Source organism: Micrococcus sp. SL257 (assembly GCF_026625585.1).
Lineage (GTDB): Bacteria > Actinomycetota > Actinomycetes > Actinomycetales > Micrococcaceae > Micrococcus > Micrococcus luteus.
This window is the reverse complement of sequence record NZ_CP113053.1, coordinates 1555072-1580133: the sequence shown is the minus strand read 5'-3', so window position 1 is coordinate 1580133 and position 25062 is coordinate 1555072. Positions and strand designations below refer to the sequence as shown.

At 74.9% G+C, this 25062-nt stretch carries 24 protein-coding genes and 1 tRNA gene; 19 read left to right on the top strand and 6 right to left on the bottom strand.

What is annotated here, in order from left to right:
• Positions 1-100 precede the first annotated feature (100 nt).
• Positions 101-187, bottom strand: a tRNA-Leu gene (locus tag OVA32_RS07295).
• 116 nt (positions 188-303) lie between these two features.
• On the opposite strand from OVA32_RS07295, the gene OVA32_RS07290 reads away from it, so the two are divergent.
• Entirely contained in the window at positions 304-1629 is a 1326-nt protein-coding gene (locus OVA32_RS07290; RefSeq protein ID WP_210078846.1) for a M20/M25/M40 family metallo-hydrolase, read from the top strand.
• Positions 1630-1680: 51 nt separating this feature from the next.
• On the opposite strand, the gene OVA32_RS07285 is transcribed toward OVA32_RS07290, so the two are convergent.
• Positions 1681-1920, bottom strand: a complete 240-nt coding sequence (locus tag OVA32_RS07285; RefSeq protein WP_095346427.1) for a DUF5703 family protein — start codon at positions 1918-1920, stop codon at positions 1681-1683.
• A 93-nt stretch (positions 1921-2013) separates the two neighbouring features.
• Between OVA32_RS07285 and OVA32_RS07280 the strand changes: the two genes are divergently transcribed.
• The 3 genes from OVA32_RS07280 (at position 2014) to mshC (ending at position 4468) form a co-directional block, all read left to right on the top strand.
• Complete coding sequence (locus OVA32_RS07280; protein WP_036315190.1) at positions 2014-2232, top strand: hypothetical protein; 219 nt, start codon at positions 2014-2016, stop codon at positions 2230-2232.
• A 69-nt stretch (positions 2233-2301) separates the two neighbouring features.
• Positions 2302-3135 carry an undecaprenyl-diphosphate phosphatase gene (locus tag OVA32_RS07275; protein ID WP_002854828.1) on the top strand — a complete coding sequence of 278 codons (834 nt, stop codon included), beginning with the start codon at positions 2302-2304 and terminating at the stop codon, positions 3133-3135.
• Between the two features lie 64 nt (positions 3136-3199).
• On the top strand, positions 3200-4468 hold the full coding sequence (gene mshC, locus OVA32_RS07270) for a cysteine--1-D-myo-inosityl 2-amino-2-deoxy-alpha-D-glucopyranoside ligase (RefSeq protein ID WP_192593302.1): 1269 nt from the start codon (positions 3200-3202) through the stop codon (positions 4466-4468).
• 22 nt (positions 4469-4490) lie between these two features.
• Here mshC and OVA32_RS07265 read toward each other — a convergent pair whose 3' ends face one another.
• Positions 4491-5441 (bottom strand): proteasome assembly chaperone family protein, encoded by a 951-nt coding sequence (locus OVA32_RS07265; RefSeq protein ID WP_036315178.1) that lies wholly within the window; start codon positions 5439-5441, stop codon positions 4491-4493.
• 91 nt (positions 5442-5532) lie between these two features.
• On the opposite strand from OVA32_RS07265, the gene OVA32_RS07260 reads away from it, so the two are divergent.
• Genes OVA32_RS07260 through dop form a run of 5 tightly spaced genes read left to right on the top strand, consistent with a single transcriptional unit; the run spans position 5533 to position 11957 of the window.
• A complete protein-coding gene (locus OVA32_RS07260) occupies positions 5533-6273 on the top strand; it encodes an HAD family hydrolase (RefSeq protein WP_049147716.1) in 741 nt (246 codons plus the stop codon).
• The gene (locus OVA32_RS07255; protein WP_206451607.1) at positions 6270-7397 is read left to right on the top strand and encodes a site-2 protease family protein; all 1128 of its coding nucleotides are present in this window, start codon (positions 6270-6272) and stop codon (positions 7395-7397) included. The genes OVA32_RS07260 and OVA32_RS07255 overlap by 4 nt, the downstream gene beginning before the upstream one ends.
• 16 nt (positions 7398-7413) lie before the next feature.
• Positions 7414-8478, top strand: coding sequence for a tRNA (adenine-N1)-methyltransferase (locus tag OVA32_RS07250; RefSeq protein WP_020627227.1), 1065 nt, complete (start codon positions 7414-7416; stop codon positions 8476-8478).
• Positions 8479-10233, top strand: coding sequence for a proteasome ATPase (gene arc / locus OVA32_RS07245; protein ID WP_098092775.1), 1755 nt, complete (start codon positions 8479-8481; stop codon positions 10231-10233).
• A complete protein-coding gene (gene dop / locus OVA32_RS07240; RefSeq protein ID WP_210078847.1) occupies positions 10230-11957 on the top strand; it encodes a depupylase/deamidase Dop in 1728 nt (575 codons plus the stop codon). Before arc ends, dop begins: the two co-directional genes overlap by 4 nt.
• A gap of 15 nt (positions 11958-11972) precedes the next feature.
• Here dop and OVA32_RS07235 read toward each other — a convergent pair whose 3' ends face one another.
• Together OVA32_RS07235 and OVA32_RS07230 are read right to left on the bottom strand one after the other, a co-directional pair.
• Positions 11973-12566, bottom strand: coding sequence for a cyclodeaminase/cyclohydrolase family protein (locus tag OVA32_RS07235; protein ID WP_210078849.1), 594 nt, complete (start codon positions 12564-12566; stop codon positions 11973-11975).
• 40 nt (positions 12567-12606) lie between these two features.
• On the bottom strand, positions 12607-13071 hold the full coding sequence (locus OVA32_RS07230) for a pyrimidine dimer DNA glycosylase/endonuclease V (protein ID WP_098092764.1): 465 nt from the start codon (positions 13069-13071) through the stop codon (positions 12607-12609).
• 124 nt (positions 13072-13195) lie between these two features.
• On the opposite strand from OVA32_RS07230, the gene OVA32_RS07225 reads away from it, so the two are divergent.
• The 10 genes from OVA32_RS07225 (at position 13196) to OVA32_RS07180 (ending at position 24620) form a co-directional block, all read left to right on the top strand.
• Entirely contained in the window at positions 13196-13387 is a 192-nt protein-coding gene (locus OVA32_RS07225) for a ubiquitin-like protein Pup (RefSeq protein ID WP_017488237.1), read from the top strand.
• Positions 13384-14778 (top strand): Pup--protein ligase, encoded by a 1395-nt coding sequence (gene pafA / locus OVA32_RS07220; RefSeq protein ID WP_210078851.1) that lies wholly within the window; start codon positions 13384-13386, stop codon positions 14776-14778. The genes OVA32_RS07225 and pafA overlap by 4 nt, the downstream gene beginning before the upstream one ends.
• 37 nt (positions 14779-14815) lie before the next feature.
• The gene (locus tag OVA32_RS07215; RefSeq protein ID WP_210078853.1) at positions 14816-15907 is read left to right on the top strand and encodes an FKBP-type peptidyl-prolyl cis-trans isomerase; all 1092 of its coding nucleotides are present in this window, start codon (positions 14816-14818) and stop codon (positions 15905-15907) included.
• Positions 15908-15939: 32 nt separating this feature from the next.
• Positions 15940-16335: an FKBP-type peptidyl-prolyl cis-trans isomerase gene (locus OVA32_RS07210; RefSeq protein WP_010078659.1), complete on the top strand. Its 396-nt coding sequence runs from the start codon at positions 15940-15942 to the stop codon at positions 16333-16335.
• 11 nt (positions 16336-16346) lie between these two features.
• The gene (locus tag OVA32_RS07205; protein WP_210078855.1) at positions 16347-18446 is read left to right on the top strand and encodes a helix-turn-helix transcriptional regulator; all 2100 of its coding nucleotides are present in this window, start codon (positions 16347-16349) and stop codon (positions 18444-18446) included.
• Between the two features lie 37 nt (positions 18447-18483).
• On the top strand, positions 18484-18741 hold the full coding sequence (locus OVA32_RS07200; protein ID WP_002855080.1) for a twin-arginine translocase TatA/TatE family subunit: 258 nt from the start codon (positions 18484-18486) through the stop codon (positions 18739-18741).
• Between the two features lie 20 nt (positions 18742-18761).
• The gene (gene tatC / locus OVA32_RS07195) at positions 18762-19619 is read left to right on the top strand and encodes a twin-arginine translocase subunit TatC (protein ID WP_041103787.1); all 858 of its coding nucleotides are present in this window, start codon (positions 18762-18764) and stop codon (positions 19617-19619) included.
• A 74-nt stretch (positions 19620-19693) separates the two neighbouring features.
• Positions 19694-22684 carry a DEAD/DEAH box helicase gene (locus OVA32_RS07190; RefSeq protein WP_267713825.1) on the top strand — a complete coding sequence of 997 codons (2991 nt, stop codon included), beginning with the start codon at positions 19694-19696 and terminating at the stop codon, positions 22682-22684.
• Between the two features lie 19 nt (positions 22685-22703).
• A complete protein-coding gene (locus OVA32_RS07185; RefSeq protein ID WP_095353360.1) occupies positions 22704-23798 on the top strand; it encodes a hypothetical protein in 1095 nt (364 codons plus the stop codon).
• A gap of 90 nt (positions 23799-23888) precedes the next feature.
• On the top strand, positions 23889-24620 hold the full coding sequence (locus OVA32_RS07180) for a polyprenol monophosphomannose synthase (RefSeq protein ID WP_036315073.1): 732 nt from the start codon (positions 23889-23891) through the stop codon (positions 24618-24620).
• A 76-nt stretch (positions 24621-24696) separates the two neighbouring features.
• Here OVA32_RS07180 and OVA32_RS07175 read toward each other — a convergent pair whose 3' ends face one another.
• Positions 24697-25044: an RNA polymerase-binding protein RbpA gene (locus OVA32_RS07175; protein ID WP_012750883.1), complete on the bottom strand. Its 348-nt coding sequence runs from the start codon at positions 25042-25044 to the stop codon at positions 24697-24699.
• Positions 25045-25062 lie beyond the last annotated feature (18 nt).

Below are 25062 nucleotides of genomic sequence, written 5' to 3'. Positions count from 1 at the left end.
CGGCGCCTGCCGTCGCACGGACACCACTCTAGAGGGGACGCCGGACGGGGGAACACGCAGGGCCCCGGTCGTGACGACCGGGGCCCTGCTGCTCGACGAGTGGTGCGCGAGGGGGGACTTGAACCCCCACGTCCTTGCGGACACAGCGACCTCAACGCTGCGCGTCTACCAATTCCGCCACTCGCGCTCATCGGTGGAGCCCTGGGAGAGGCTCCGTCGCCCACCGCGTTCCGGTCCTGTCCGGTCCGTCCCGCTCCGGGCAACTCGAGAAAGATAGCACGGGTTCGGGCTAGGCTCAAAACCATGGTCGAGAACATCGTGAACCCCGCCCGCTCGCGTCCCGAGGATCGCGTCGTGGAGATCTGCCGCGACCTCATCCGGATCGACACCACCAACCGCGGGGGCAACGTCTCCGTCGGTGAGCCCGAGGCCGCGGAGTACTGCGCCCGGCTCATGGCCGAGGCGGGGATGACCCCTCGCTTCTTCGAGTCGGCGCCGGGCCGGGTCTCCGTCGTCGGGCACCTGCCGGGCTGGGATCCGGAGGCGCCGGGGCTCGTCATCCATGGGCACACGGACGTGGTCCCCGCCGAGGCGGACGAGTGGAGCGTGGACCCGTTCGGCGCCGAGCTCAAGGACGGCATGGTCTGGGGGCGCGGCGCGGTGGACATGAAGGGCATGGACGCCATGGTGCTCGCGGTGCTGCTGCACCTGGCCCGCACGGGCCGCCGGCCGCGGCGCCCCCTGACGGTCGCGTTCTTCGCCGATGAGGAGGCCGGCGGCGTCTACGGCGCACGCTGGGTCATGGACCACCACCCCGAGGTGTTCGACGGGTGCACCGAGGCGATCTCCGAGGTGGGCGGCTTCTCCACCGAGGTGCACGGCTCGCGCGCCTACCTGGTGCAGACCGCTGAGAAGGGGCTCGCCTGGCTGAATCTCACCGCGGAGGGTGCCCCCGGACACGGCTCGGCCCCGCACCCGGACAACGCGGTCACCCGGCTGGCCGGCGCCATGACCCGCATCGGCGGGCACGAGTGGCCGCTCGTGTACACCAAGACCACGCGCGCGCTGCTCGAACAGGTGGCGGAGATCATGGGCGTCGACTTCGACGAGACGGACCCGACGCCGCAGCTCGACGCCCTCGGGCAGGCCCGGTCCTGGGTGGCCGGCACCCTGCGCACCTCGTCCAACCCGACGGGGCTGAGCGCCGGCTACAAGCACAACGTCATCCCGTCCTCGGCCACCGGCACCGTGGACGTCCGCCTGATCCCCGGGGAGGAGGAGTCCGCCCTCGCCACGATCGCCGAGCTCGCCGGTCCGGACGTGACCATCGAACCCGAGCACCGGGACGTCGCCCTGGAGACCCCCTTCTCCGGGGACCTGGTGGAGCTGATGATCGCCTCGCTGCAGGCGGAGGACCCCGAGGCCCAGGTGCTGCCGTTCATGCTCGGCGGGGGCACGGACAACAAGTCCCTCTCCCGGCTGGGCATCACCGGCTACGGCTTCGCGCCCATGCGCCTGCCCGCCGACCTGGCCTTCACGTCCCTGTTCCACGGCATCGACGAGCGGGTGCCCGTGGACGCGCTCGAGTTCGGCTGCCGGGTGCTCGAGCGGATGCTGGAGCCGCGCTGATCCGGGCCGCGGGCGCGACGACGGCCGGGACGCCGTCGTCGCGCCCGCGCGTCAGACCGTCTGCAGGGTCGAGGTCACGCGCATCACACGGCGACGCATCCAGTAGCGGCGCGCCCCGTCCCGGTAGTGCACGGAGCGCTGCAGCTCCCACTGGCCGTACTCCGCGTGCTCCACGAGGCGCCGCCGGGCGTCGGCGAGGGACTCGTGGGCGGCGACCGTCATCACCAGGTACTCCCACTTCTGTCCGCGGGAGATCGCGTCGAGGGTCGAGGACATCAGCTGTTCACGCACCCGCCCATCCTGGCAGACGACGTCGGGTCCGGCGGCCGGCCCCGCACGGCCCACCCCTGGCCGCGCCACCGGCCACCGGGTTACCGTTCACCCATGAGCTCTGACGCCCGCATGGCCCTCGAGGCCCTCACCACCGCCCTGAACGAACACCTCGTGGCCGCGCAGAACAAGCGGGGCGAGGACGACCCCGCCGTCGAAGCCGCGTTCTTCGCCGTGGCCGACGCCTTCGAGGCCTACGAGGACGCCCTGTACGCGGACACCGAGGAGGTCACCCCGCTCGACCTCTTCGACGACGAGGACGACGACGACTGACCGTCCCGCTCGTGACGGACCGCACGGCCCCGGGTTCCCACCCGGGGCCGTCGCGTACAGTGACCCTCCGTGACGTGGATCGAAGCCATCATCCTGGGCCTGGTGCAGGGCCTCACGGAGTTCCTGCCCATCTCCTCCTCCGCCCACATCCGCATCGTGGGCGAGTTCCTGCCCTCCGGGGCCGACCCGGGGGCGGCCTTCACGGCCATCACGCAGCTCGGCACGGAGCTGGCGGTCCTCATCTACTTCTGGCGCGACATCACCCGCATCATCGGGCGGTGGTGCGCCGCGGTCACAGGGCGGATCCCGCACTCGGACCCCGATGCGCGCATGGGCTGGCTGATCATCGTGGGCTCGATCCCGATCGCGGTCCTGGGTCTGCTGCTGCAGGACTGGATCGACACGGAGTTCCGGTCGCTGTGGATCACGGCGACCATGCTCATCGTGTTCGGCGTCCTGCTCGCCCTGGCGGACCGGCTCGGCCGTCAGACCACGCCGCTCGAGAAGCTCACCGTGCGGGACGGCGTGCTCTACGGGCTGGCCCAGGCCCTCGCGCTGGTCCCGGGCGTCTCGCGCTCCGGCGGCACCATCGCGGCCGGCCTGGCCATGGGATACACCCGGCCCGCCGCCGCCCGCTACGCCTTCCTGCTGGCGGTGCCCGCCGTGTTCGCCTCCGGCCTGTACAAGCTGTACACCTCGCTCACCGATCCCGGCACGCAGGGCCCGTACGGCATGGGGGAGACGCTGGTCGCGACCGGGATCGCCTTCGTGGTGGGCTACGCGGTCATCGCCTGGCTCATGCGCTTCATCAGCACCCACTCGTTCCTGCCGTTCGTCTGGTACCGCATCCTCCTGGGCGGAGTGCTGTTCGCCCTGCTGGGCGCGGGCGTCATCAGCGCCTGAGCCCGCTCCCGCCGCCGGGCATGACGGCCCGGCACCGCCGAACCACCCCGATGTGAGGAGTCCTGTGAAGTCCTGGAGCACCCCCGCCCCGCCCGCCGTGCCGAGCCGCCCGGACCGGCTGCGGCTGCACGACACCGCCACGGGACGGACCCGGCATCCGGGCAACGACGCGCAGCGCGCCTCGCTGTACGTCTGCGGGATCACCCCGTACGACGCAACGCATCTCGGCCACGCGAGCACCTATGTGGCCTTCGACCTGCTGCACCGCTACTGGCGCGCGGCCGGTCTCGAGGTCGCCTACGTCCAGAACGTGACCGACGTGGACGACCCCCTGCTCGAGCGGGCCGAGGCGACCGGCGTCGACTGGCGCGCGCTCGCCGAGGAGCAGACCGACCTGTTCCGTGCGGACATGGCCGCCCTCGAGGTGCTCGCCCCGGACCACTACGTCGGCGCGACCGAGGCGGTGGGCCTGGTGGTGGACGCCGTCGAGACGATGCTGGCGGCGGGCCGGGCCTACCGCGTGCCGGGCGGCGACGGCGAACCCGACGGGGACGTCTACTTCGACGTCCGCGCGGCCCAGTCCGCGACCGACTGGCGCCTCGGACAGGTCTCCGCGATGGGCCTGGACGAGATGGCCGCGGTGTTCCCGGAGCGGGGAGGCGATCCCGACCGCCCCGGCAAGCACGACCCGCTGGACCCGCTGCTGTGGCGCGTGCACCGCGAGGGCGAGCCTGCCTGGGACGGTCGGTCGCTCGGCTCCGGCCGGCCCGGCTGGCACATCGAGTGCTCCGTGATCTCCCGGGCCCACCTGCCGGCGCCGTTCACGGTGCAGGGCGGCGGCTCCGACCTGCGGTTCCCGCACCACGAGTTCTCCGCCGCGCACGCCACCGCCGTCGACGGCCTGCCGCTCGCGCACACCTACGCGCACACCGGCATGGTGGCCCTGGACGGCGAGAAGATGTCCAAGTCCCTCGGCAACCTCGAACTCGTCTCCCGCCTGCGGGCGCGGGGCGTCGAGCCGGTGGCCGTCCGCGCGGCGATCCTCGCGCACCACTACCGGTCGGACTGGGAGTGGTCCGAGCAGGTGCTGGCCGACGCCCAGGCGCGGGTGGCCCGCTGGCGCGCCGCCCTGGGCGGACCGCACGCCGCCGCCGGCGTCGCCGTGCTGGACGCGGTCCACGCGGCGCTCTCGGACGACCTCGACGCCCCCCTTGCGCTGGAGGCCCTCGACGCATGGGCGGCCGGCACCCTGCCGGGCCTGGCCGAGGCCGCCGCCGACCCGGTGCCGGTGGTCGACGTCGTGGCGGCGCTGCTGGGTCTGCGCCTGCGCTGACCCCGCCGGGCGCGGCCGGGCGTCAGCGTCCGCCGCGCCCGCGCAGGTAGCGCTCGAACTCCCGCGCGATCGACTCGCCCGAGGCCTCCGGCAGCTGCTGGGTGTCCTGGGCCTCCTCGAGCTGCCGGACGTAGGCGGCGACGTCGGGGTCCTCGGCGGCCAGCTCGTCCACGCCGCGCTGCCAGGCCCTCGCGTCGTCCTCCAGCCCGCGCGTGGACACGCTCACGTGCAGCAGGTCCTCGACCGCCTCGACCAGCCCGAGCAGCGTCTTGGGGGAGGGCGCCTGGGCCACGTAGTGGGGCACCGTCCCCCACAGCGAGAGGCTCGGCAGGCCGCGGCGCGCGGCCTCGTCCGCGATGACGCCGATGATGCCGGTGGGCCCCTCGTAGACCGGACGGTCCGCACCGACGGCCACCCGCACGTCCACGAGCGGCGAGGTCGGGCGGGCGCGCAGGGGCCGGGTGTGGGGCACGTCCGCCAGCAGCGCGCCCAGCGTCACGACGGCGTCCACGTCACGCGCGTCGGCCGCCGTGAACAGCTCCTCGAGGAACGCGCGCCACCGCACGTTCGGCTCCACGCCGACGGCGAGGAGCACACGCACCCCGTCCGGCGGGGCGGCCTCGCCCGCGACGGGCCGACCCTCACGGTCCAGGAGCGCCTCGTGCAGGGTGACCGCCGGCCAGTCCAGCGTCCCCAGCCCGTCGGCGTCGCGCCGGACCAGGGGTCGAGTGACCTGGTAGTCGTAGAACTCGCCGTCGCACACCCGTCCCGCGTCCGCCGCGTCCCACTGCTCCCGCAGCGCGCCCAGGGCCCCGGTCGCGGCCTCCCCGGCGTCGTTCCACCCCTCGAAGGCCAGCAACAGGACCGTGGGGGCCCGCCGCCCGGCCTCGAGCTCGTCCACGGTCGCCGTCAGGTGGGTCCGCAGCGGGCCCAGGACGTCGTCCGGCTGGTCCTCGGAGGTAGCGTCGGTCATGGCGGCCAGCCTAGACACGGCCCGACGACGGGGCCACGGCCCGCGACCCGCCCCGCACACCCCGGCGGCGGCGCTCGATAGGATGCACTCCATGCCCCGCCACCCCGCGCCCGCCCCGGACGACCGTGCCCGCCGCCTGCCGCGCGCCGTCCTGTGGGACATGGACGGCACCCTCGTGGACACCGAGCCCCTGTGGAACGCCGTCCAGCGTCGGCTGGTGGTCGAGCACGGCGGCACCTGGTCGGAGGACCTGGCCGCCTCCCTCGTGGGACGCCCCCTCGACGAGGGAGCGCGCCGTCTGCAGGAGGCCGGGCTGGACCTGCCCGTGCAGCGGATCATCGACCTGACGATGGACGAGGTCGTCCAGGGGGTCGTCAGCGGGGTGCCGTGGCGGCCGGGCGCCCGGGAGCTGCTCGTCGCGCTCGCCGAGGCCGGCGTGCCGGGCGCCCTCGTGACGATGTCCCATGCCCCGCTGGCCCGCGCGCTGGCCGAGCGGGCGCCGGCGGGCACGCTGGACGTCGTCGTCTCGGGGGACATGGTCTCCCGGGGCAAGCCCGACCCGGAGGCGTACCGGCTGGGCCTGCAGCTGCTGGCCGAGCGGACACCGGGGCTGACGGCCGCCGACTGTGTGGCGGTCGAGGACTCCCCGGTGGGCGTCGGCGCGGCCGTGGCCGCGGGCCTGCCGACGGTCGGCGTGCCCAGCGTGCTGCCGCTGCCGGCAGGGCTCGCGACCGTCGAGTGGACGACGCTCGCCGGCCGCACGCCGGCCGACCTCGCCGCGGTCCGCCGGATCGCCGCCGCGCGCGGGCCCGGGGCGGACGGGGCCGGATGAGCGGGCTCGCCTCCGTCCGGCTGGGCACGATCGCCGGCGCGCCGGTGCGCCTGTCCTGGTCCTGGCTCCTGATCGCCGCGGTCATCACCCTCGCGTTCGGCCCGCAGATCCAGCGCGCGCTGCCCGCGATCGGCAGCGTCGCCTACGGGGTCGCCCTGGGGTACGCCGTGCTCCTGGCCCTCTCCGTCCTGGTCCACGAGGCCGCCCACGCCCTCACCGGCCGCGCCTTCGGCCAGCGCACCGAGGAGATCGCGCTCACCCTGTGGGGCGGGCACACCCAGTTCCGCAGCCCGTCCGCTCGACCGCTGGACACGGTCCTCACCGCGATGGCCGGCCCCGCCGCGAACCTCGTGCTCGCGGGCCTCGCCCATCTGGCGGCCCGCGCCGTGCCCGGCCCGTCCGTTCCCGCCCTGCTGCTCGAGGTCACGGTGTGGGCCAACCTCCTCCTGGCCGCGTTCAACGCGCTGCCGGGCACCCCGCTCGACGGCGGCCGCATGGTCGAGTCCGCCGTCTGGGCCGCCACCGGCTCCCGGGCCCGTGGCGTCGAGGCGGCCGGCTGGGCCGGGCGCGTCGTCGCGGTGGGCGTCCTCGCGGCGGTGCTCGGCCCCCCGACCCTCGCGGGCCGCGCGCCGGACCTGTTCGTCGTCCTCCTGGTGGCCTGGGTCGCCCTCACCCTGTGGCGGGGCGCGGACGACGCCGTGCGCCACGGGCGCTGGAGCCGCCGGCTGGAGGCCCTGCGGCTCGAGCAGGTCGAGGCGCCCGCCATCGCCCTGCCCGAGCACCTCAGCGTCGCCGAGGCCCTGGCCCAGGCGGACGGCGGCCGCCGCGCCGTCGTGGCCGTGGACGGGGCCGGTCGGCCCCGCGGCGTGCTGGACCACACGGCCGCGGCGGGCCTCACCCCGGCGCGCCGCACGACCACCGCCCTGGCCGCGGTCGCCGTCGCGCTGGCCCCGGAGGCCGTCCTCGTCCGCGACGACGTCCCCGCCGCCGGTCCCGACCTGGCCGCCCGCCTGGCCGACCCCCAGACCCCCGTGTGGGTGCTGACCGACGCGCACGGCCTCGTGCGCTCCGTGGTGCCCCGCGAGACGATCCTCGCCGCCGTCGACGCGACGCGGCGTCCCTGAACCGAAGGAGCCCCCCATGACCGAACCCACCGGCGTGAGCGCGCGCCGCGGCCCCCTGCGGGCCGGCCAGCGCGTGCAGATCAAGGACGCGAAGGGCCGCCTCAACACGATCACCCTGCTGCCCGGCGGGGAGTTCCACAGCTACCAGGGCGTGCTGCGGCACGACGACCTGATCGGCGGCTTCGAGGGCGTCGTGGTCGAGAACTCGGCCGGCCAGCCGTACCAGGTGCTGCGCCCCCTGCTGAACGACTTCGTCCTGTCCATGCCCCGCGGCGCCACGGTGGTCTACCCGAAGGACGCGGCGCAGATCGTGCAGCAGGCGGACATCTTCCCGGGCGCCGTCGTGGTCGAGGCCGGCGTGGGCTCCGGCGCCCTGTCCATGTCCCTGCTGCGCGCCGTGGGCGACCACGGGCGCCTGCACTCCTACGAGCGCCGCCCGGAGTTCGCGGACGTCGCCCGGGCCAATGTGGAGGCCTTCTTCGGCGCCGAGCACCCCGCCTGGTCGGTGCACCTCGGCGACGCGCAGGAGGAGATGCCCAAGGTCCACGAGCCGGGCTCCGTGGACCGGGTGGTCCTGGACATGCTGGCCCCCTGGGAATGCCTCGACGCCGTCGCCGAGGTCCTGGCCCCCGGCGGTGTGTGGCTGAACTACGTGGCCACCGCCACCCAGCTCTCCCGCGTGGCCGAGGCCATCCGGGACTCGGGCCGCTTCACGCAGGTCGAGGCCAACGAGACCCTCGTGCGCGGCTGGCACCTGGACGGGCTCGCCGTGCGCCCCGACCACCGCATGGTCGCGCACACCGGCTTCCTCCTCACGGCCCGCCGCCTGGCCTCGGGCGAGGAGGCGCTGCGCCTGAAGAAGCGCTCCAAGGTCTCCGAGTTCAGAGCCGAGGACGTCGAGGCCTGGCAGCCGGCCGACGAGGCCCGGTGGACGCCCGAGGCCCTCGGCGAACGGCCGATCACAGACAAGAAGGCGCGCAAGGCGGCGAAGGAGGCCCGCCTCATGGCCGCGCGGTCACGCGCCGCCGAGCAGGGCGTGGACGCGTACGGTGGGAGGACCCCGACCGGGGAGCAGGACTGAGTGGACGGAGCACCGGTGGACCACCACGCGCAATCAGGCACGGAGCACGCCGAGCAGCGCCTCGCCGAGGCACGGGAGCTGCTGCGGCAATCCCAGGCCGAGGCCGAACGGCTGCGGCACCAGCTGCAGTCCGCCCAGCGGCACGCCGCCGGCCTGAGCGAACGCCGTCGGGCCGCCGAGGCCCAGACGCAGACGGCCGCCCGCAACAACCGGCGCATGGTCGAGCTGCTCGAGGCCACGCGCGCCGAGATCACGACGCTCAAGGAGAACCTGGACGCCGTCACGCATCCGCCGTTCACCTTCGCCACCCTCGAGGCCGTCCATGCCCCGCGCGAGCCCGAGGAGGGCGTGGAGACCGGCGCCGTGGTGCGCGGGGGAGCGGACGTCGTGCAGAACGGCCGGCGGCTGCGCGTGACGGTCTCCCCGCTGCTCGACGCCGCCCGCCTCACCCCCGGCGCCCAGGTGCTGCTGGACGAGTCCAGCTCGATCGTCGGCGTCGCCCCGGGCACGGGGTCGGGTCAGCTGCTGCGCGTCAAGGAGGCGCTGCCCGACGGCGGCCTCGTCCTGGCCGGCACGGCGGACGAGGAGCGCGTGGTGCGGCGCGCGCCCGCGCTGGAGGGCGTCGACCTGCGCCACGGGGACGCCGTCACCGTGGACGCCCGCGTCGAATGGGCGCTGCGGCGGGTCGAGCTGTCCGAGGTGGACGAGGTGCTGCTGGAAGAGGTCCCGGACGTCACATTCGAGGACATCGGCGGCCTCGGCCCGCAGATCGACCGGATCCGCGAGGCCGTCGAGATCCCGTTCCTGCACCCCGAGGTCTACCGCGAGCACGGCCTGCGCGCCCCCAAGGGGATCATGCTGTACGGCCCGCCCGGCACCGGCAAGACCATGCTCGCCAAGGCCGTGGCCAACGCCCTCTCGGCCCGCAGCGCGGACGGCGAGCGCTCGTTCTTCCTCAACGTCAAGGGACCCGAGCTGCTGAACAAGTACGTGGGCGAGACCGAGCGGCAGATCCGCGTCATCTTCGACCGGGCCCGCGAGAAGGCCGACGCCGGCTTCCCCGTGGTCATCTTCTTCGACGAGATGGAGTCGCTGTTCCGCACGCGCGGCTCCGGCGTCTCCTCGGACGTGGAGACCACGATCGTCCCGCAGCTGCTCACCGAGATCGACGGCGTCGAGGCCCTCGAGAACGTGATCGTCATCGGCGCCTCCAACCGCGAGGACATGATCGACCCGGCCGTGCTCCGCCCCGGCCGACTGGACGTGAAGATCCGCGTGGACCGTCCCGACGCCGACGGCGCCGCGGAGATCATGGCCAAGCACCTCACCGTAGACGTGCCCCTGCACGCCGACGACGTCGTCGCGGCCGGCTCCGCGGACGCGGCCCGCGCGACGCTCATCGCCCGGACGGTCGCCGCCCTCTACGACCGCGGCGCGGACACCGCGCTGGCGGAGCTGACGGACGTGTCCGGCACGACCCACGCCCTGCACCTGGCCGACCTCGTCTCGGGCGCCGTGGTGGCCGACGTCGTGGACCGCGCCAAGCGGCACGCGGTGCGCGACTACCTGGCCGCCGGCCAGGCCCCGGCCGCGCTCGGCGTCCGCGAGGGCCACCTGCGCGAGGCCGTGGCCGCGGTGCTGGAGGACCAGACGGACCTGCTGGCCACGGTCGCGCCTGCCGAGTGGGCGCGCACCTCCGGCTGGCGCGGTCCTCGGCTGCGCTCGCTGCGCATGGTCCGGGGGGTCGAGGCATGAGCGCGTTCGGCCGCGGGGCCGCGGACGGCTTCGCCCGGGCCGCCGCCGTCGACGTCGGCCCGACCCTCGCCTTCGAGGGCCAGCGCCGGCTGTTCCACGGCGCGGCGGTGCCCCCGAACGGGAGGGACGCCGCCGGCTGGGGCGTGCACCGCGTGATGGGCACGGAGACCGAGTTCGGCATCCACGCGCCGGCCAACCCGGGGGCGCACCACAGCGTGCTCTCGGTCGAGCTCGTGAACGCGTACGCGGACCTGGTCACCCGGTCCGGCTCGGCGGTGGCCGGCACGGAGTGGGACTACACGGGGGAGTCGCCGCTCGTGGACGCCCGCGGCTGGCGGCTGCCGCGTTCGGCGGCGCACCCCTCGCAGCTGACCGACGAGGCGCTCGTGGGCCCGGACGGGGAGCCCGTGCACCTGCTCCTGTCCACCGTGCTGGCCAACGGTGCGCGCTGGTACGTGGACCACGCCCACCCGGAGTACTCGTCGCCGGAGACGACCACCCCGCGGGACGCCATGGTGTGGGACGCCGCCGGGGACCTGGTCGCGCAGGCGGCGGCCGAGCACATCGGCCAGGCCGAGGGCGCCCCGGAGGTGCTGGTCTACAAGAACAACGTGGACGGCAAGGGCCAGTCCTACGGCGCGCACGAGAACTACCTCGTGGCCCGGTCCCTCGACTTCGAGGAGCTCACCGCCGTCCTGCTGCCGTTCTTCGCGGCGCGGCAGGTGCTCGTGGGCGCGGGCCGCGTGGGGCTCGGCCCGGCGGGGGAGCGGCCGGGCTTCCAGCTGTCGCAGCGGGCCGACTACTTCGAGGAGCCCGTGGGGCTGGAGACCACGATCCACCGGCCGATCGTCAACACGCGGGACGAGCCGCACGCCCGTCCCGAGGCCTACCGCCGGCTCCACGTGATCATCGGCGACGCGACGCTGAGCCAGCACGCCACGTGGCTGCGGATGGGCATGACCGCGCTCGTCCTCGCGATGGCCGAGGCCGGGACGGCGCCCCGGCTCACCCTGGACGACCCGGTGGCCGCGTTGCAGACGATCAGCCACGACCCGGGTCTGCGGGCCACGGTGCCGCTGCTCGAACGCACCGCGGACGGCCCCGTGCGCCGGCACTGGACCGGGCTGCAGATCCTGCGGTCCTACCTGGACGCGGCCCGCGCCCACTGCGCCGCCTTCGGGGTGACGGATCCGCAGACGCGCGAGGTGCTGGAGGCCTGGGCCATCGACCTCGACGACGCCACCGCGGATCCGCTGTCCCTGAGCGACCGCGCCGACTGGGCGGCCAAGCTGCGCGTCCTCGAGGGCCTGCGGGCCCGCACGGGCGCGGACTGGACCGACCCCCGCCTCGCGATGGTGGACCTGCAGTACGCCGACCTGCGCCCGGCCCGCTCCCTGCACCGCCGCCTCGTGGCCGCCGGCGCCCTCCGGACGCTCGCCGATGAGGCGGAGATCCGTGCCGCCGTCGCCACGCCGCCGCGGGCCACCCGCGCGTGGACCCGCGGCAACCTCGTGGGCCGCCACGGTGACCGCGTGGCCGGCGCCGCGTGGGAGACGCTGCTGCTGCGCGGGGCGGGGGAGCGGGTGCACCGGCTGCACCTGGCCGAGCCGCTGGTCGGCGCCGCCGTCGACCTGCCCGGCTGGTGGGAGGACGCCGCCGCGCCCCGGCCCGACGACGAGGCGCTCGTGGCCACGCTGCTGCCGCTGTTCGGCGCGCGGGCCTGAGGCGAGGGCGGGCGCTCAGCCCGCGACGGCCGCGCGCACGCGGCCCAGCAGGGCGTCCGCCCGCGCGACGAGACGGTCCGCCCGGTCGACGTCGGTGCGCAGGACGCCCTCCAGGCCCTCGTCGCGGAGGGGGCCCAGGTTGGTCTCGAGGGTGACCGCGGCGGCGGTGAGGCCGCCCCGGACGCAGCCGAGCGCCGCACCGACGTCGGAGAGCACGTTCGGGTTCGCCGCGTCCAGCACACGCTCGGCCAGGTCCAGCGCACGCTCGGCGGCATCGACGATCCCGCGGGGCGGCTGGACGGCCTCGGCCAGGGCGGCCTGGATCGCGGCCGAGCGCCGGGCCCGGTCCTCCGGGGTGTCGCGGGGCAGCCCGAACGCCTCGGCCACGGCGCCGAAGCCCCGCTCGTCGCCGTCGGCGAGGCCGAGGCACGCCGCGATCAGGCCCTCCGATGCCCGGGCGTCCTCCTCGGCCGCGCTGAACCGGGCCGCCATGGCCAGCAGTCCGGCGCCCTCGGCGACCGCGAGCGCGCCCGTCGCGCCGCCGCCGGGGGTGGGCTCGCCGGAGGCGAGGCGCCCCAGATAGCTCTCGATGCTCTCGTCGCGGATCATGCGCCCACCGTGCCAGACCGGGCCCGACCGCGGCCCGCCCTCAGGCGCGCTCCCAGGAGGCGACCGGCCCCGGGACGATCGTGAACAGCGGGTGCACGTCGGGGACGGGCGTGTCCGACCACCGTTCGAGCCAGGCGGGGCTGCGCGCGGCCAGCTTGGCGCACAGGTGACGCCACTCCAGGTCGCGCTGGCCCGTGGTGGCCGGGATCGGTGCGAGACCGGCGGGCGGGATGCACACCGCGCCGTCGGGGGCGGGGCACGGCCGGTCGATCCGGGAGTGGTCGAAGCGATAGCCGCGCGCCGTGGCCTCGGCCTCGAGGCCGGAGAGGAACGCACCGACGGCGCCGGACGGGTCCGGGTGCTCCCGGAACCTCAGCAGCTGCGGGTGGTCCCGATACCCGCGCGTGCGGCCGGCCAGGACGGCCTGCGCGAGCAGGGCCTCGCGCCAGGCGCCCGTCAGGCCCTGACGGTCGAGGTGGCGGGGATGAAGGGTCCACAGGCGCATGCCCCCATCCTGCCAGCGCGGGGCAACCCGGGGACGTGGGGCTGAAACGTGGCCCGCGCGTGGGGCAGGATGGGTGGACGCGGACGGAGCACACCGACCCGCGTCGACGCACGAGGAGGCCACCATGTCCCAGGAGCAGATCCGCCCACGCCCGTCCGGCGGCGACGACGAGACCGGCGCCGCGGCGGGCCAGGCGCACGTGAAGCCCGCGGCCCAGGACCAGGGCCTGGACAGCCTGCTGGACGAGATCGACTCGGTGCTGGAGTCCAACGCCGAGGAGTTCGTCAAGGGCTTCGTCCAGAAGGGCGGCCAGTGACCGACGCGGACCGCGCCCGCCGGATCTTCGGGCTGGAGACGGAGTACGGCGTCCAGCACTGGAACCCGCAGGGGCGCCCGCTGAGCCCCGAAGAGGTCGTCCGCTACCTCTTCCGGCCCGTCGTCGAGTGGGGGAGGTCCTCGAACGTGTTCGTGGCCAACGGCTCCCGGCTCTATCTCGACGTCGGGTCCCACCCCGAGTACGCGACCGCCGAGTGCTCGACGCTCGACGAGCTCATCGCCTCGGACGGGGCGGGGGACCTGCTGCTGCACGACCTCGTGGTCCAGGCCGAGGAGCGCATGGCCGCGGACGGGGTCGGCGGCCGGATCCACCTCTACCGCAACAACGCCGACTCCTCGGGCAGCTCCTACGGCTCCCACGAGAACTACCTGCTGCGCCGGCGCACCGAGTACCGGCGGCTCACCGAGGCGCTCGTCCCGTTCCTCGTCTCCCGGCAGATCCTCGTGGGCGCGGGCCGCGTCGTGCCCGCCGGCACGTGGCCCGAGGGCGAGGGCCCGGCCCACTTCGCGTTCTCCCAGCGCGCCGACTTCGTGCAGGACGGCGTGTCCTCCTCCACCACGCGGTCCCGGCCGATCATCAACACGCGGGACGAGCCGCACGCGGACGCCTCCGAGTACCGACGCCTCCACGTGATCGTGGGGGACACGAACCTCTCCGAGCACACCCACCTGCTGCGCTTCGGCGCCACCGACCTGCTGCTGCGGATGATCGAGGCGGGCTTCCCGCTCGGGGACCGCGTCGTCGCCCACCCCACCCGCGCGGTGCGGCAGATCTCCCACGACCTCACCGGCACGGCCCGCATCGCGCTCCGCGAGGGGGAGGCCTCCGCCCTCGAGCTGCAGGAGCACTACCTCGAGCGGGCCCGCGCCTTCGTCGCCGCGGAGGGTGCCCACCACGACCGGGTGGGGGAGATCCTCACCCTGTGGGGCGAGGTGCTCGACGCCGTCCGCACCGGTGACCGGTCCCGCATCGAGGACCGCATCGACTGGGCGATCAAGCTGCGCATGCTGGAGGACTACCGGGCCCGCCACGACCTGGACTGGGGCTCACCCCGCCTCGCCCAGCTGGACCTGGCCTTCCACGACATCGACCCCGACCGGGGGCTGTTCCGCATGCTGCGGCGGCGCGGCGCCGTCGCGCGCCTGCTGCCCGAGGACGCCGCCCGGTCCGCCGTGGAGACCGCCCCGCCCACCACCCGGGCCCGCGTGCGCGCGGACTTCGTGGCCCGCGCCCGGGAGCACGGCCTGGACTACGCCGTCGACTGGACGACCCTGAAGCTCACCGACCATCCGCTGCACGCGATCGTGACGAAGGACCCGTTCGACACGTCGTCGGCCGCCGTCGACCGGCTGTTCGAGCGGATCGCCTGACAGCGCGCGTCCAGGACGCGCCGTTAGGGTGACCCGCATGAGTTCGTTCGAGACCCCCCAGCCCCCGACGGCCCGCCGCCGTCGCCGCCTGCTGCCGCTGCTGTCCCTCGGCGCCGCGGGCCTGATGCTGGCCACCGCCTGCGCCACCGGCGACGACGGCGCGGACCAGCCCCACAGCGACACCGCGTCGGCCTCCACGTCGGCCGCCCCCGAGCGGGCGGCCGTCGGCGAGGGCCAGGGGGAGCCGGACGCCCTGACGGGTGTCACCTTCACGGAGGGCGACGGCGGGGCGCCGACGGTCGAGATCGACGGGGAGATCGACACCGACCAGCCCACCACGCGCGTGCTGACCGCCGGCGAGGGGGAGCAGGTGCAGGAGGGCGACGTCCTGAAGATGTCGATCGCCGTCGTCGATCCGGCCAGCGGCGAGGTGGTCGCCGAGAACTTCAGCGGCGAACCGGAAGCCGTGCCCGTGGACGACCAGCTCAAGTCCATGAACCCGGAGATCCACGAGATGCTGGTGGGCAACGGCGCCGGCACGATCGTCGCCGCGTACAGCCCCGAGTACGACGTCCCCGTCCCGCAGACCGAGAGCGCGTCGCCGAGCGCCTCCCCCTCCACCCAGACGCAGCCCGCCCAGCTGTTCGTCTACAAGATCGACGCCATCCTGCCGAAGCAGGCCGAGGGCGAAGAGGTGACCGAGCGGGACGAGCGCCTGCCCGACGTCACCGTGGACGAGCAGAGCGGCCGGCCGAGCATCGCGAAGCCCGACGGCGAGGCGCCCCAGGAGCTGGTGGTCCAGCCCCTGATCGAGGGCGAGGGCCGCGAAGTCGGGGCGGACGACACCGTGACCGTGCAGTACGAGGGCGTGACGTGGTCCGACGGCGAGGTCTTCGACTCGTCCTGGGAGACGGGTCAGGCCATCACGTTCTCCCTCAACCAGGTCATCGAGGGCTGGAAGGAGGGTCTGGCCGGCCAGAAGGTGGGCTCGCGCGTCCTCCTGTCGATCCCGGCCGAGAAGGCCTACGGTGAGCAGGGCAGCCCGCCGGACATCGGCGAGAACGAGCCCCTGCTGTTCGTCGTGGACATCCTGGACGCCCAGGCGTCCGCCACCCCGTCGGCGAACTGACCCCGTCCACGAGAACCCAAGAGGAGAGCACCGTGTCCTTCGGACAGCGCGACTACGACCGCACCAAGCCCGAGATCGACTTCCCGGGCGAGACCCCGCCCACCGAGCTCGTGGTGGAGGACCTGATCGAGGGCTCCGGCCCGGCCGTCGAGGCCGGCTCCCGCGTGCAGGTCCACTACGTGGGCGTGGCCTGGTCCACCGGCGAGGAGTTCGACGCCTCGTGGAACCGCGGCACCCCGCTGCCCCTGACCGTCGGCGTCGGCCAGGTCATCGCCGGCTGGGACCAGGGCCTGCTCGGCATGAAGGTCGGCGGCCGCCGCCGCCTCGAGATCCCGCCGCACCTGGGCTACGGCGCCCGCGGCGCCGGCTCCGCGATCGGGCCGAACGAGACGCTCATCTTCGTCTGCGACCTCGTCTCGGTCGACTGACCCCGGGCCCCGTGACCCCACCCGCCCCACGGCGCGCCGGCGACGAGGCCGCCGAGCGCATCATCTCGCTGCTGTGGCTGCTGCTCTCGGCACCGCACGGTCTCGAGCGTGACCGGATCCGACGGCAGGTCGTCGGCTACGAGGGGCTCACGGACACCGCCTTCGAGAAGCTCTTCCAGCGGGACCGCCGCGTGCTGCGCGCCGTGGGGGTCCCGCTGGAGACCCTCGAACCCGCGGGCTTCGACGAGGACGAGGCGGGGGTGCGGCACCGCGTCGTCCGCGACGCGCTGCTGCTGCGCGACCTCGACCTCACCGTGGACGAGCGCCGCGCCCTCGTGCGGGCGCGGCGCCTGTGGGGCGACTCGCCGCTGCGCGCCGACGTCGTCCGCGCCGTGGGCCTGCTGTTCCAGCCGGCCACCGACCTCACGGGCGACGACGAGCTGGCCGGGTACCACACCCTCATGCCCCGGGCCGACCCCCGGCTCGAGGCCCTCACCCAGGCCGTGGCCGACGAGGCCGTGCTGCGCTTCCCCTACCGCGACGCGCGGGGGCGGGCCACCCGGCGCACCGTGCGGGCCTGGTTCCTCACCCTCGTGCGCGGCCGCTGGTACCTCACCGGCTGGGACCTCGACCGCGGCGCCGAGCGCAGCTTCCGGCTCACCCGGATGGAGGGGGAGCCGCGCCGCGTCGAGCGGGCGACGGACGCCCCCGGCCGTCCCGAGGACCACGACCACGCCGGCCTCGTGGCGCGCCTGGCCGGGCAGGCCGACGCCGAGCGGGTCCGGGTGTGGCTCGCGCCCGGCCGGGGTCAGGGCGTCCGCGCGGTCGGTGAGCCCGCCGAGCCCCGCGTCGAGGACGGCGCCGCACCGGGACCCGACTGGGAGCTCTGGGAGGCCCCCGCCGGGCCGCGCGAGGACGGCCTCGCCGCAGAGATCGGCGGCCTGCTGGGCCGGGCCGTGCCCTCGGCCGCGCACCCGGACCTGACCGACCGCGTCCGCGCGGGCCTGGCCGCCGCGGCGGAGACCCACGCCGGCCCCGCCGACCCGGCCCTGCTCGAGGTGGCGCTCGCCGCGCCCGTCCGACGTCGCGCCCGCGACTCGAGCGAGGACCTCGTGGGCCGCCTGCTGGACATCGTGGGGCTGGCCAACCGGGCCGGCGGGGTGGACCGGGCGGAGCTGCGCGCGCGTCTCGGGGTCACCGACGAGCGCCTCGACGCCGACCTCGAGACGCTGCGCTACTGCGGCATGCCCGAGCGGGACTTCCCCGGCTTCCAGTTCGAGGTGGCGGAGGTGGCCGGCCGCGTCCACGTGGAGCGCGCCGCCGACCTGGCCGGTCCCGTGCGGCTGACGCGCCCCGAGGCGCACAGCCTCGTCGCCGCCCTGCAGACGGTCGCGGACCTGCCGGTGCTGGACGAGGCCGACCGCGAGGCCGCCCGCTCCGCCCAGCGCCGGATCCGCGCCGCGGTCCTGGACGCGGGGGCCCCGGATGCGGACGACGCGGACGACGCCGCCCTCCGGGAGGCCGAGGCGCACACCGCCGGCGAGCCCCCGGTCGCCGTCGCCGCCCACTGGGACGTGGCCGTGGACCCCGCGACGGTGCGCACCCTGCTGGCCGCCGTGGCGGAGCGGGCCGTCGTGCACCTGACCTACCGCTCCGTGCATGCCGACGCCCTCACCGAGCGGGACGTGGAGCCGCTGGCCCTGGTGCAGGACGGGGCGCGCCTCTACCTGCAGGCGTGGTGCCGTCGCGCCGAGGACCACCGGGTGTTCCGGGTGGACCGGATCAGCGCGCCCGCACCCACGGGGGAGACGTTCGCGCCCCGGGCTCGGCCCGCGCGCTGGCGGGTCCATCCCGACGACGCCGCGGGGGTGCCGGTGCTGCTGCGCTGGGCCCATCCCGTCCGCGACGCGGCCGCCGGCTACCGCCCGGACGCCCAGGCCGACCTGCCCGACGGCGACCGGCTCACCCGGGTGCATCTGACCGACGCCGCCGTGGCGGCCGCGCTGGTCGGACGCCACGGCGGCGCCGTCGAGGTGCTGGCCCCCGCCGACCTCCGGACGACCGTGGCGGACGCGCTGGGCGATGCCCTCGCGGCCCTGCCGGCGCGGTAGCCTGGACCCCGGAACCCCATCGAAAGGACCCTTCATCATGGCTGGACTCCAGGGCTGGCAGCTCGTCATCATCATCCTGCTTGCGATCCTGCTCTTCGCGGCGCCGAAGCTGCCCGCGATGGCCCGCAACCTCGGCCAGTCGATGCGCATCTTCTCCTCCGAGGTGAAGCAGATGCGCACCGAGGGCAAGGGCACCACGGACGAGCGCTCCGGCGCCGGTTCCACCGCCGCGGACGAGCCGGTCGAGGGCCGCGTCGTCGAGCGTGACGAGACCGACCCGCGCGACCCGCGCTGAGCCGGAAGGACCCCCACCCGATGACCGAGGTCGACGAGGTCGCCCGCCGCACCCGGCGCCGCCGGAAGCGGCGGGACAACCCCACCGGCGAGATGCCGCTGCGCGAGCACCTCACGGAGCTGCGCAACCGACTGCTGAAGTCGGCGCTCGCCGTCGCCGTCGGCATGGTGATCGGCTTCCTCGTCTACCAGCCGGTCATGGCGGAGCTGTTCCGCCCGGTCAAGGAGATCGCCAGCCAGGGACACACGGCGGCCGTCGCCTATGACACGGTGGCCTCGCCGTTCGACCTCATGCTCAAGGTCAGCATGTTCATCGGGCTCATCCTGTCCAGCCCGGTCTGGCTCTACCAGATCTGGGCATTCATCGTGCCGGGTCTGAAGAAGGCCGAGAAGAAGTACGCCCTGGGCTTCATCGCCGCGGCCGTGCCCCTGTTCATCTTCGGCATCGCGCTGGGGTGGCTCGTGATGCCGCAGGCCGTCCAGTTCTTCGTGGGCTTCACTCCCGAGGGCGGCGCGAACCTCCCGACGGCGTCGGTGTACATCAGCTTCGTCACGCGTCTCTACCTCGCGTTCGGCGTGGCCATGGTCCTGCCGGTGCTGCTGGTGGGACTGAACATGCTCGGCATCCTGCCGGGCCGCACGATCGTCCACCACTGGCGCATCACCGTCTTCGTGATCATGCTGATCGCCGCGATCGCCGCCCCCGGTGCGGACGCCATCTCCATGTTCTACATGGCGATCCCGCTCGTCGTCCTCTTCGGCGTGGCCATCGTCCTGTGCCTGTGGGGGGACCGTCGTCGTGACCGCCGCTCGGGGCAGCGCGAGGTGGACGTCGAGGCGGAGCTCGCCGAAGGCCCGAAGCCGCTCGATCAGATCTGAGCGTCGTACGCGGCGGCCCTCCCGCCCGGACGCACGACCACGACGGTGTCCGGACCCGCCAGTAGGGTGGGGCCATGGCCCACCATCCCGCGTCCGCGACCCCGCACGACGAGCCCGAGCTGAGCCCGGCGGAGCGCTACGCCCGTGCCCGGGCGGCCCGGCACCACGCCGGCTCCGAGCTCGGCCGGTTCGCCGCACGCGTGGGCTTCCCCCTCGACGACTTCCAGCGCCGCGCGTGCGCCGAGGTGGAGGACGGCCACGGCGTCCTCGTCGCGGCGCCCACCGGCGCCGGCAAGACGGTGGTCGGCGAGTTCGCCGTCCATCTGGCCCTGGCCCGCGGCACGAAGGCGTTCTACACCACCCCCATCAAGGCTCTCAGCAACCAGAAGCACGCGGACTTCGCCCGCGTGCACGGTGCGGAGAACGTCGGCCTGCTCACGGGGGACACCTCCGTCAACCCGGATGCGCCCGTCGTCGTGATGACCACCGAGGTGCTGCGCAACATGCTGTACGCGCAGTCCGACACCCTCATCGACCTCGGCTTCGTCGTCATGGACGAGGTCCACTACCTCGCCGACCGGTTCCGGGGCCCGGTGTGGGAGGAGGTCATCATCCACCTGCCCGAGCACGTGCAGCTGATCTCCCTGTCCGCCACGGTGTCCAACGCCGAGGAGTTCGGCGCCTGGCTCGACACGGTCCGGGGCGCCACCACCGTGATCGTCTCCGAACACCGGCCGGTGCCGCTGTGGCAGCACGTCATGGCCGGGGGCCGGCTCTACGACCTGTTCGCCGAGGACATCGCCTTCGAGGACACCGCGGACCGGGACGGGGAGGCCCTGCTCAACCCCGAGCTCAAGCGCCTGGGGGAGGAGACCGAGCGCCGGTTCCAGCGCGCGGACTGGGGACGGCCCGGGCGGCAGCAGCACCGCGACGGGCGCGGGGGCGGCCCGAAGGGCCGGGTCAGGGGCGGCCGACGCACGACTCGCGACGGCGGCCGGGGCCGGAACGGCTCCTCCGCGCTGGACCGGGAGCGGCCGGTCTCCGGTCGGCCGGGCGGTCACGACGGCGGCCAGCGGCGCGGACCGCGGCTGTCCACGTCGCGCCCAGAGATGATCCGGGCCCTCGACCGCGACGGGCTGCTGCCGTGCATCACCTTCATCTTCTCCCGGACCGGCTGCGACGCCGCCGTGGAGCAGTGCCTCCGGGCCGGGCTCGACCTCACCACGGCGCGGGAGAAGGCGCTCGTGGCCGAGCGGGTCGAGGAGGCGGCGCGTCTGCTGCCCGTCGAGGACCTGGAGATCCTCGGGTTCTGGGCGTGGCGCGACGGCCTGTCCCGGGGCTTCGCGGCCCACCACGCCGGCATGCTGCCCCCGTTCAAGGAGGCCGTCGAGGACCTGTTCGCCGCCGGCGCGCTCAAGGCCGTGTTCGCCACGGAGACCCTCGCCCTCGGCATCAACATGCCGGCCCGCTCCGTGGTGATCGAGAAGCTGGTCAAGTTCAACGGCGAGAACCACGTCGACATCACGCCGGGGGAGTACACCCAGCTGACGGGCCGGGCGGGCCGCCGCGGCATCGACGTCGAGGGCCACGCCGTGGTGATGTGGCGTCCCGGGCTGGACCCGGCCGCCGTCGCGGGCCTGGCCTCGCGCCGCACCTACCCGCTGCGCTCCTCGTTCCGGCCTACCTACAACATGTCCGCGAACCTGCTGGCACAGGTCGGGGCGGAGCGGGCACGGGGCATCCTCGAGTCCTCGTTCGCCCAGTTCCAGGCGGACCGCTCCGTGGTGGGGCTGGCCCGCGAGGTCCGCTCGAAGCAGGCCAGCCTCGAGAAGTACGAGGAGGCCATGCAGTGTCACCTCGGCGACTTCGCCGAGTACCTCACCCTGCGCAAGGAGCTCGCGGCCGCGGAGAAGTCCGGCTCGCAGGGGCGCCGTCGGGCCCACCTGGCAGCCGTGAAGGACTCGCTCGCGAACCTTGCGGTCGGGGACGTCGTCGAGCTCGACGCCGGCCGCGCGCTCGGCCGGGCCGTCGTCGTGTTCCCCGCCGGCAACCCCCAGAACCCGCGCGTCGGCGTCGTGACGGACAAGGCGCAGCTGCGCCGCATCACGGTGGACGACGTCGCGGGAACGGTCGAGCCGGTGGCGGGCGCCGCCCTGCCCCAGGTGGTGCAGGTGAAGACGCCCGCGCAGCGCAAGGACGTCGCCGCCCTCATGCGCGAGGCCGTGCGCACGGGCCGCCCGCCCGCCGGAGGCCGCCGCACGGCGGGCTTCCGCCTCCGAGAGGACCCGGCCGCGCCCCGGGTCGAGGAGCTGCGCCGGGCGCTGCGCCGCCACCCGTGCCACGGCTGCCAGGACCGCGAGGAGCACGCCCGCTGGGGCGACCGCTGGTGGGCCATGCGGCGGGAGGTCTCCGTCCTGCGGGAACGCATCGCGGGCCGCACCAACACCATCGCCCGCACGTTCGACCGCGTGGTCGCTCTGCTGCGCGCCTACGGCTACGTCCAGGAGGACGCGTCCTCGCCCCGTGCGGCGCTCACGGAGCGCGGCGAGGCCCTGCGCCGGATCTACGGCGAGCGGGACCTGTTCACCTCCCTGGTGCTGCAGGATCCGGCCACGGACGGCCTGACGCCGGAGGAGTGGGCCGCCGTCGCCGCGCTGCTCGTGTACCAGGGCAAGGGGGAGACCGAGCCCGGACTGGTCCCGATGCCGACCCCCCGGCTCGCACGCGTCGCGGAGGCCGCCGAGCGCATCGAGGAGCGCCTGCGCACGGACGAGGCCCAGGCACGGCTCGAGCCCACGCCCCGGACGGACCCCGGCCTGGTGGCGCCCATGCATCGCTGGGTGCGGGGGGCCACCCTGCGCCGCACCCTCGAGGGCGCGGACCTCGCCGCGGGCGACTTCGTCCGCTGGGCGCGGCAGGTCATCGACGTGCTGGACCAGCTGGCCAACGTCCCCGGGGACGCCCGTCGCAGCCGGGCCTGCCGCCGGGCCGCGGACCTCGTCTCCCGCGGCGTCGTGGCCACCTCGCTGCCGGCGGCCTCGGCGCCGCGCGCGGACGAGGACTGACACGGGCTAGGGTGGGCGGGTGAGCGCACACCTGTTGACCCACGGCATCATCCACTCGACGACGGACCCGTACGCACAGGCGCTGCTGGTCCGGGACGGGGTGATCGCCTGGCTCGGCGCGGACGACTCCGCGGACCGCGTGGCCGATCCGGGTGACGAACGGCGGGACCTCGACGGCGCCGTCGTCGTGCCCGTGTTCGTCGAGCCGCTGGCCCGGCCCGCGGACGCGCCGGACGCGCTGAGCCGCGGCACCGCCGTCGTGACGGTCCTGGCCGGGCCCGAGGACACGGGCGCCGCGCCCGCCGACGAGGACGTCCAGACGGTCGTCTACCGGCACGCGGACCGCGTGGACGCCGAGGCGGCCGGGGTGTGGCTGCCCGTCGGGACCGACACCGACCCCGCCACGCTCACCGGTCTCCTGACGGCCTCGACCCAGGCGGGGGAGCAGGCCTACCTCGTCCCCGACGGCGGTGCGGACGCCGGGCCCGCCGCCCAGGACGTGGCCCTGACCGCCCTGCGCTCGGTCGCGGAGGAACTCGGCACCGCCGCCCTGGGCCGCATGCGCCATCGGCTCGTGGTCACCCACTCGGTCACCGCCGAGGACCGCGCCTTCCTGGCCGCCGCCGGGGTCAGCGCCACCGTCGTCCCCGACGCGGACGGCGTGCTGCACGCCCCCGTGGCGAGCCTGCTGGCCGACGCCGTCTCCGTGTGCCTGGGCGCCGGCCCGGCCGGGGACCCGTGGGCCGCCGTCCGGTCGGCGCTGTCCCACCCCGACCCGGACGAGCGCATCTCCGCCCGCTCCGCCTTCGCCGCCGCGACCCGCACCCCGCTGCGCGCGCTGCCCGACGCTCCGGCGGCAGGCCTGTCCGTCGCCCCGCGCCTGAGCGTGTCGGCCCCTGCCGTGTTCGGCGTCTGGGACGCGGACGCGGTGGCCGTGCAGTCGCCGGACGGCCGGGTGGCGGCATGGAGCACGGACACCCGGGCCGGCACGCCGCTGCTGCCGGCCCTCGACGCCGAGACCGCCCTGCCCCGCTGGCGGGCCACCTGGGTGGACGGCCGGATCGCCGCGGAGGACGTGGCCCGCGACGCGCGCGATGGCGCGACGCCGGCCTGAGACCTCCGCTTCCTATACTCGAACGGATGCGATGGCCCGTCCGACCGGCGGGCCGCCCCCACGACCCCGGCCGGAAGGCGAGAACCGCACATGCGCGTGCTGACCATCATCCCCACGTACAACGAGATCGAGTCGCTGCCGCTGACCCTCGGCCGACTCCGTGACGCCGTCCCGGAGTCCGACGTTCTCGTGGTGGACGACGCCTCCCCGGACGGCACCGGCGACTGGGCCGACGCCCGCGCCGCCGAGGACCCCTCCGTGCACGTGCTGCACCGCACCACCAAGGACGGCCTGGGCGGCGCCTACATCGCCGGGTTCCGCTGGGGCCTGGAGCGCGGCTACGACGTCCTGGTCGAGATGGACGCGGACGGCTCGCACCAGCCCGAGCAGCTGCCGCGCCTGCTGGAGGCCGTCCGCACCGCGGACCTGGTGATCGGCTCGCGCCGCGTGCCGGGCGGCAAGATGGTGAACTGGCCGACCTCCCGCAAGATGATCTCGTGGGCCGGCTCCCTGTACCCGCGGATCATGCTCGGCCTCAACCTGACGGACATCACGGCGGGCTACCGCGCCTACCGGGCCGACACGCTCCGTGCGATCGACCTGGACGCGATCGAGTCCAAGGGCTACGGGTTCCAGGTGGACATGACCTTCCGCACGGCCCGGCTCGGCAAGCGGATCGTCGAGGTCCCGATCACGTTCGTGGAGCGTGAGCTCGGCGAGTCCAAGATGAGCGGCGGCATCATCGGCGAGGCCGTGGTCAACGTGACCCGCTGGGGCCTGGCTGCGCGCTGGGAGGGCCTGCGCGCCCGCCTCGGCCTGTGAGGCGCACAGCCCCCGAACGACGACGGGGCCGGATCCATGGCGGATCCGGCCCCGTCGTGCATGGGGGAGCGGCGGGTCAGGCGTCGACGTCCTCGCCGCGGCTGGCGCGCAGCTTGTTGAGCTGGATCTTGTAGGTCTCCTCCAGCTCCTCGAGGCTGCGGCGCTCGCGCAGCATGTCCCAGTGGGTGCGCACGGGCTTGCCCTCGGTCTCAGCCGGCTTCTCGCCGCTGACGAGGAACGCCTCCTTGCCGGTCTTCGAGGTCCAGGTGGCCGGCACGTCCGCCTCCACGGAGAAGGTCACGAACACCTGCTCGCCGTCCTCCGTGCGGTACTCCACCCGCTGCCGGGCGGCGGGCTCGACGCCGGCCTCGGACTCCAGGGACTGCGCGCCCAGGCGCATGCCCCGCAGGCTGCGATCGCTCACGTTTCCTCCTCGTCAGGC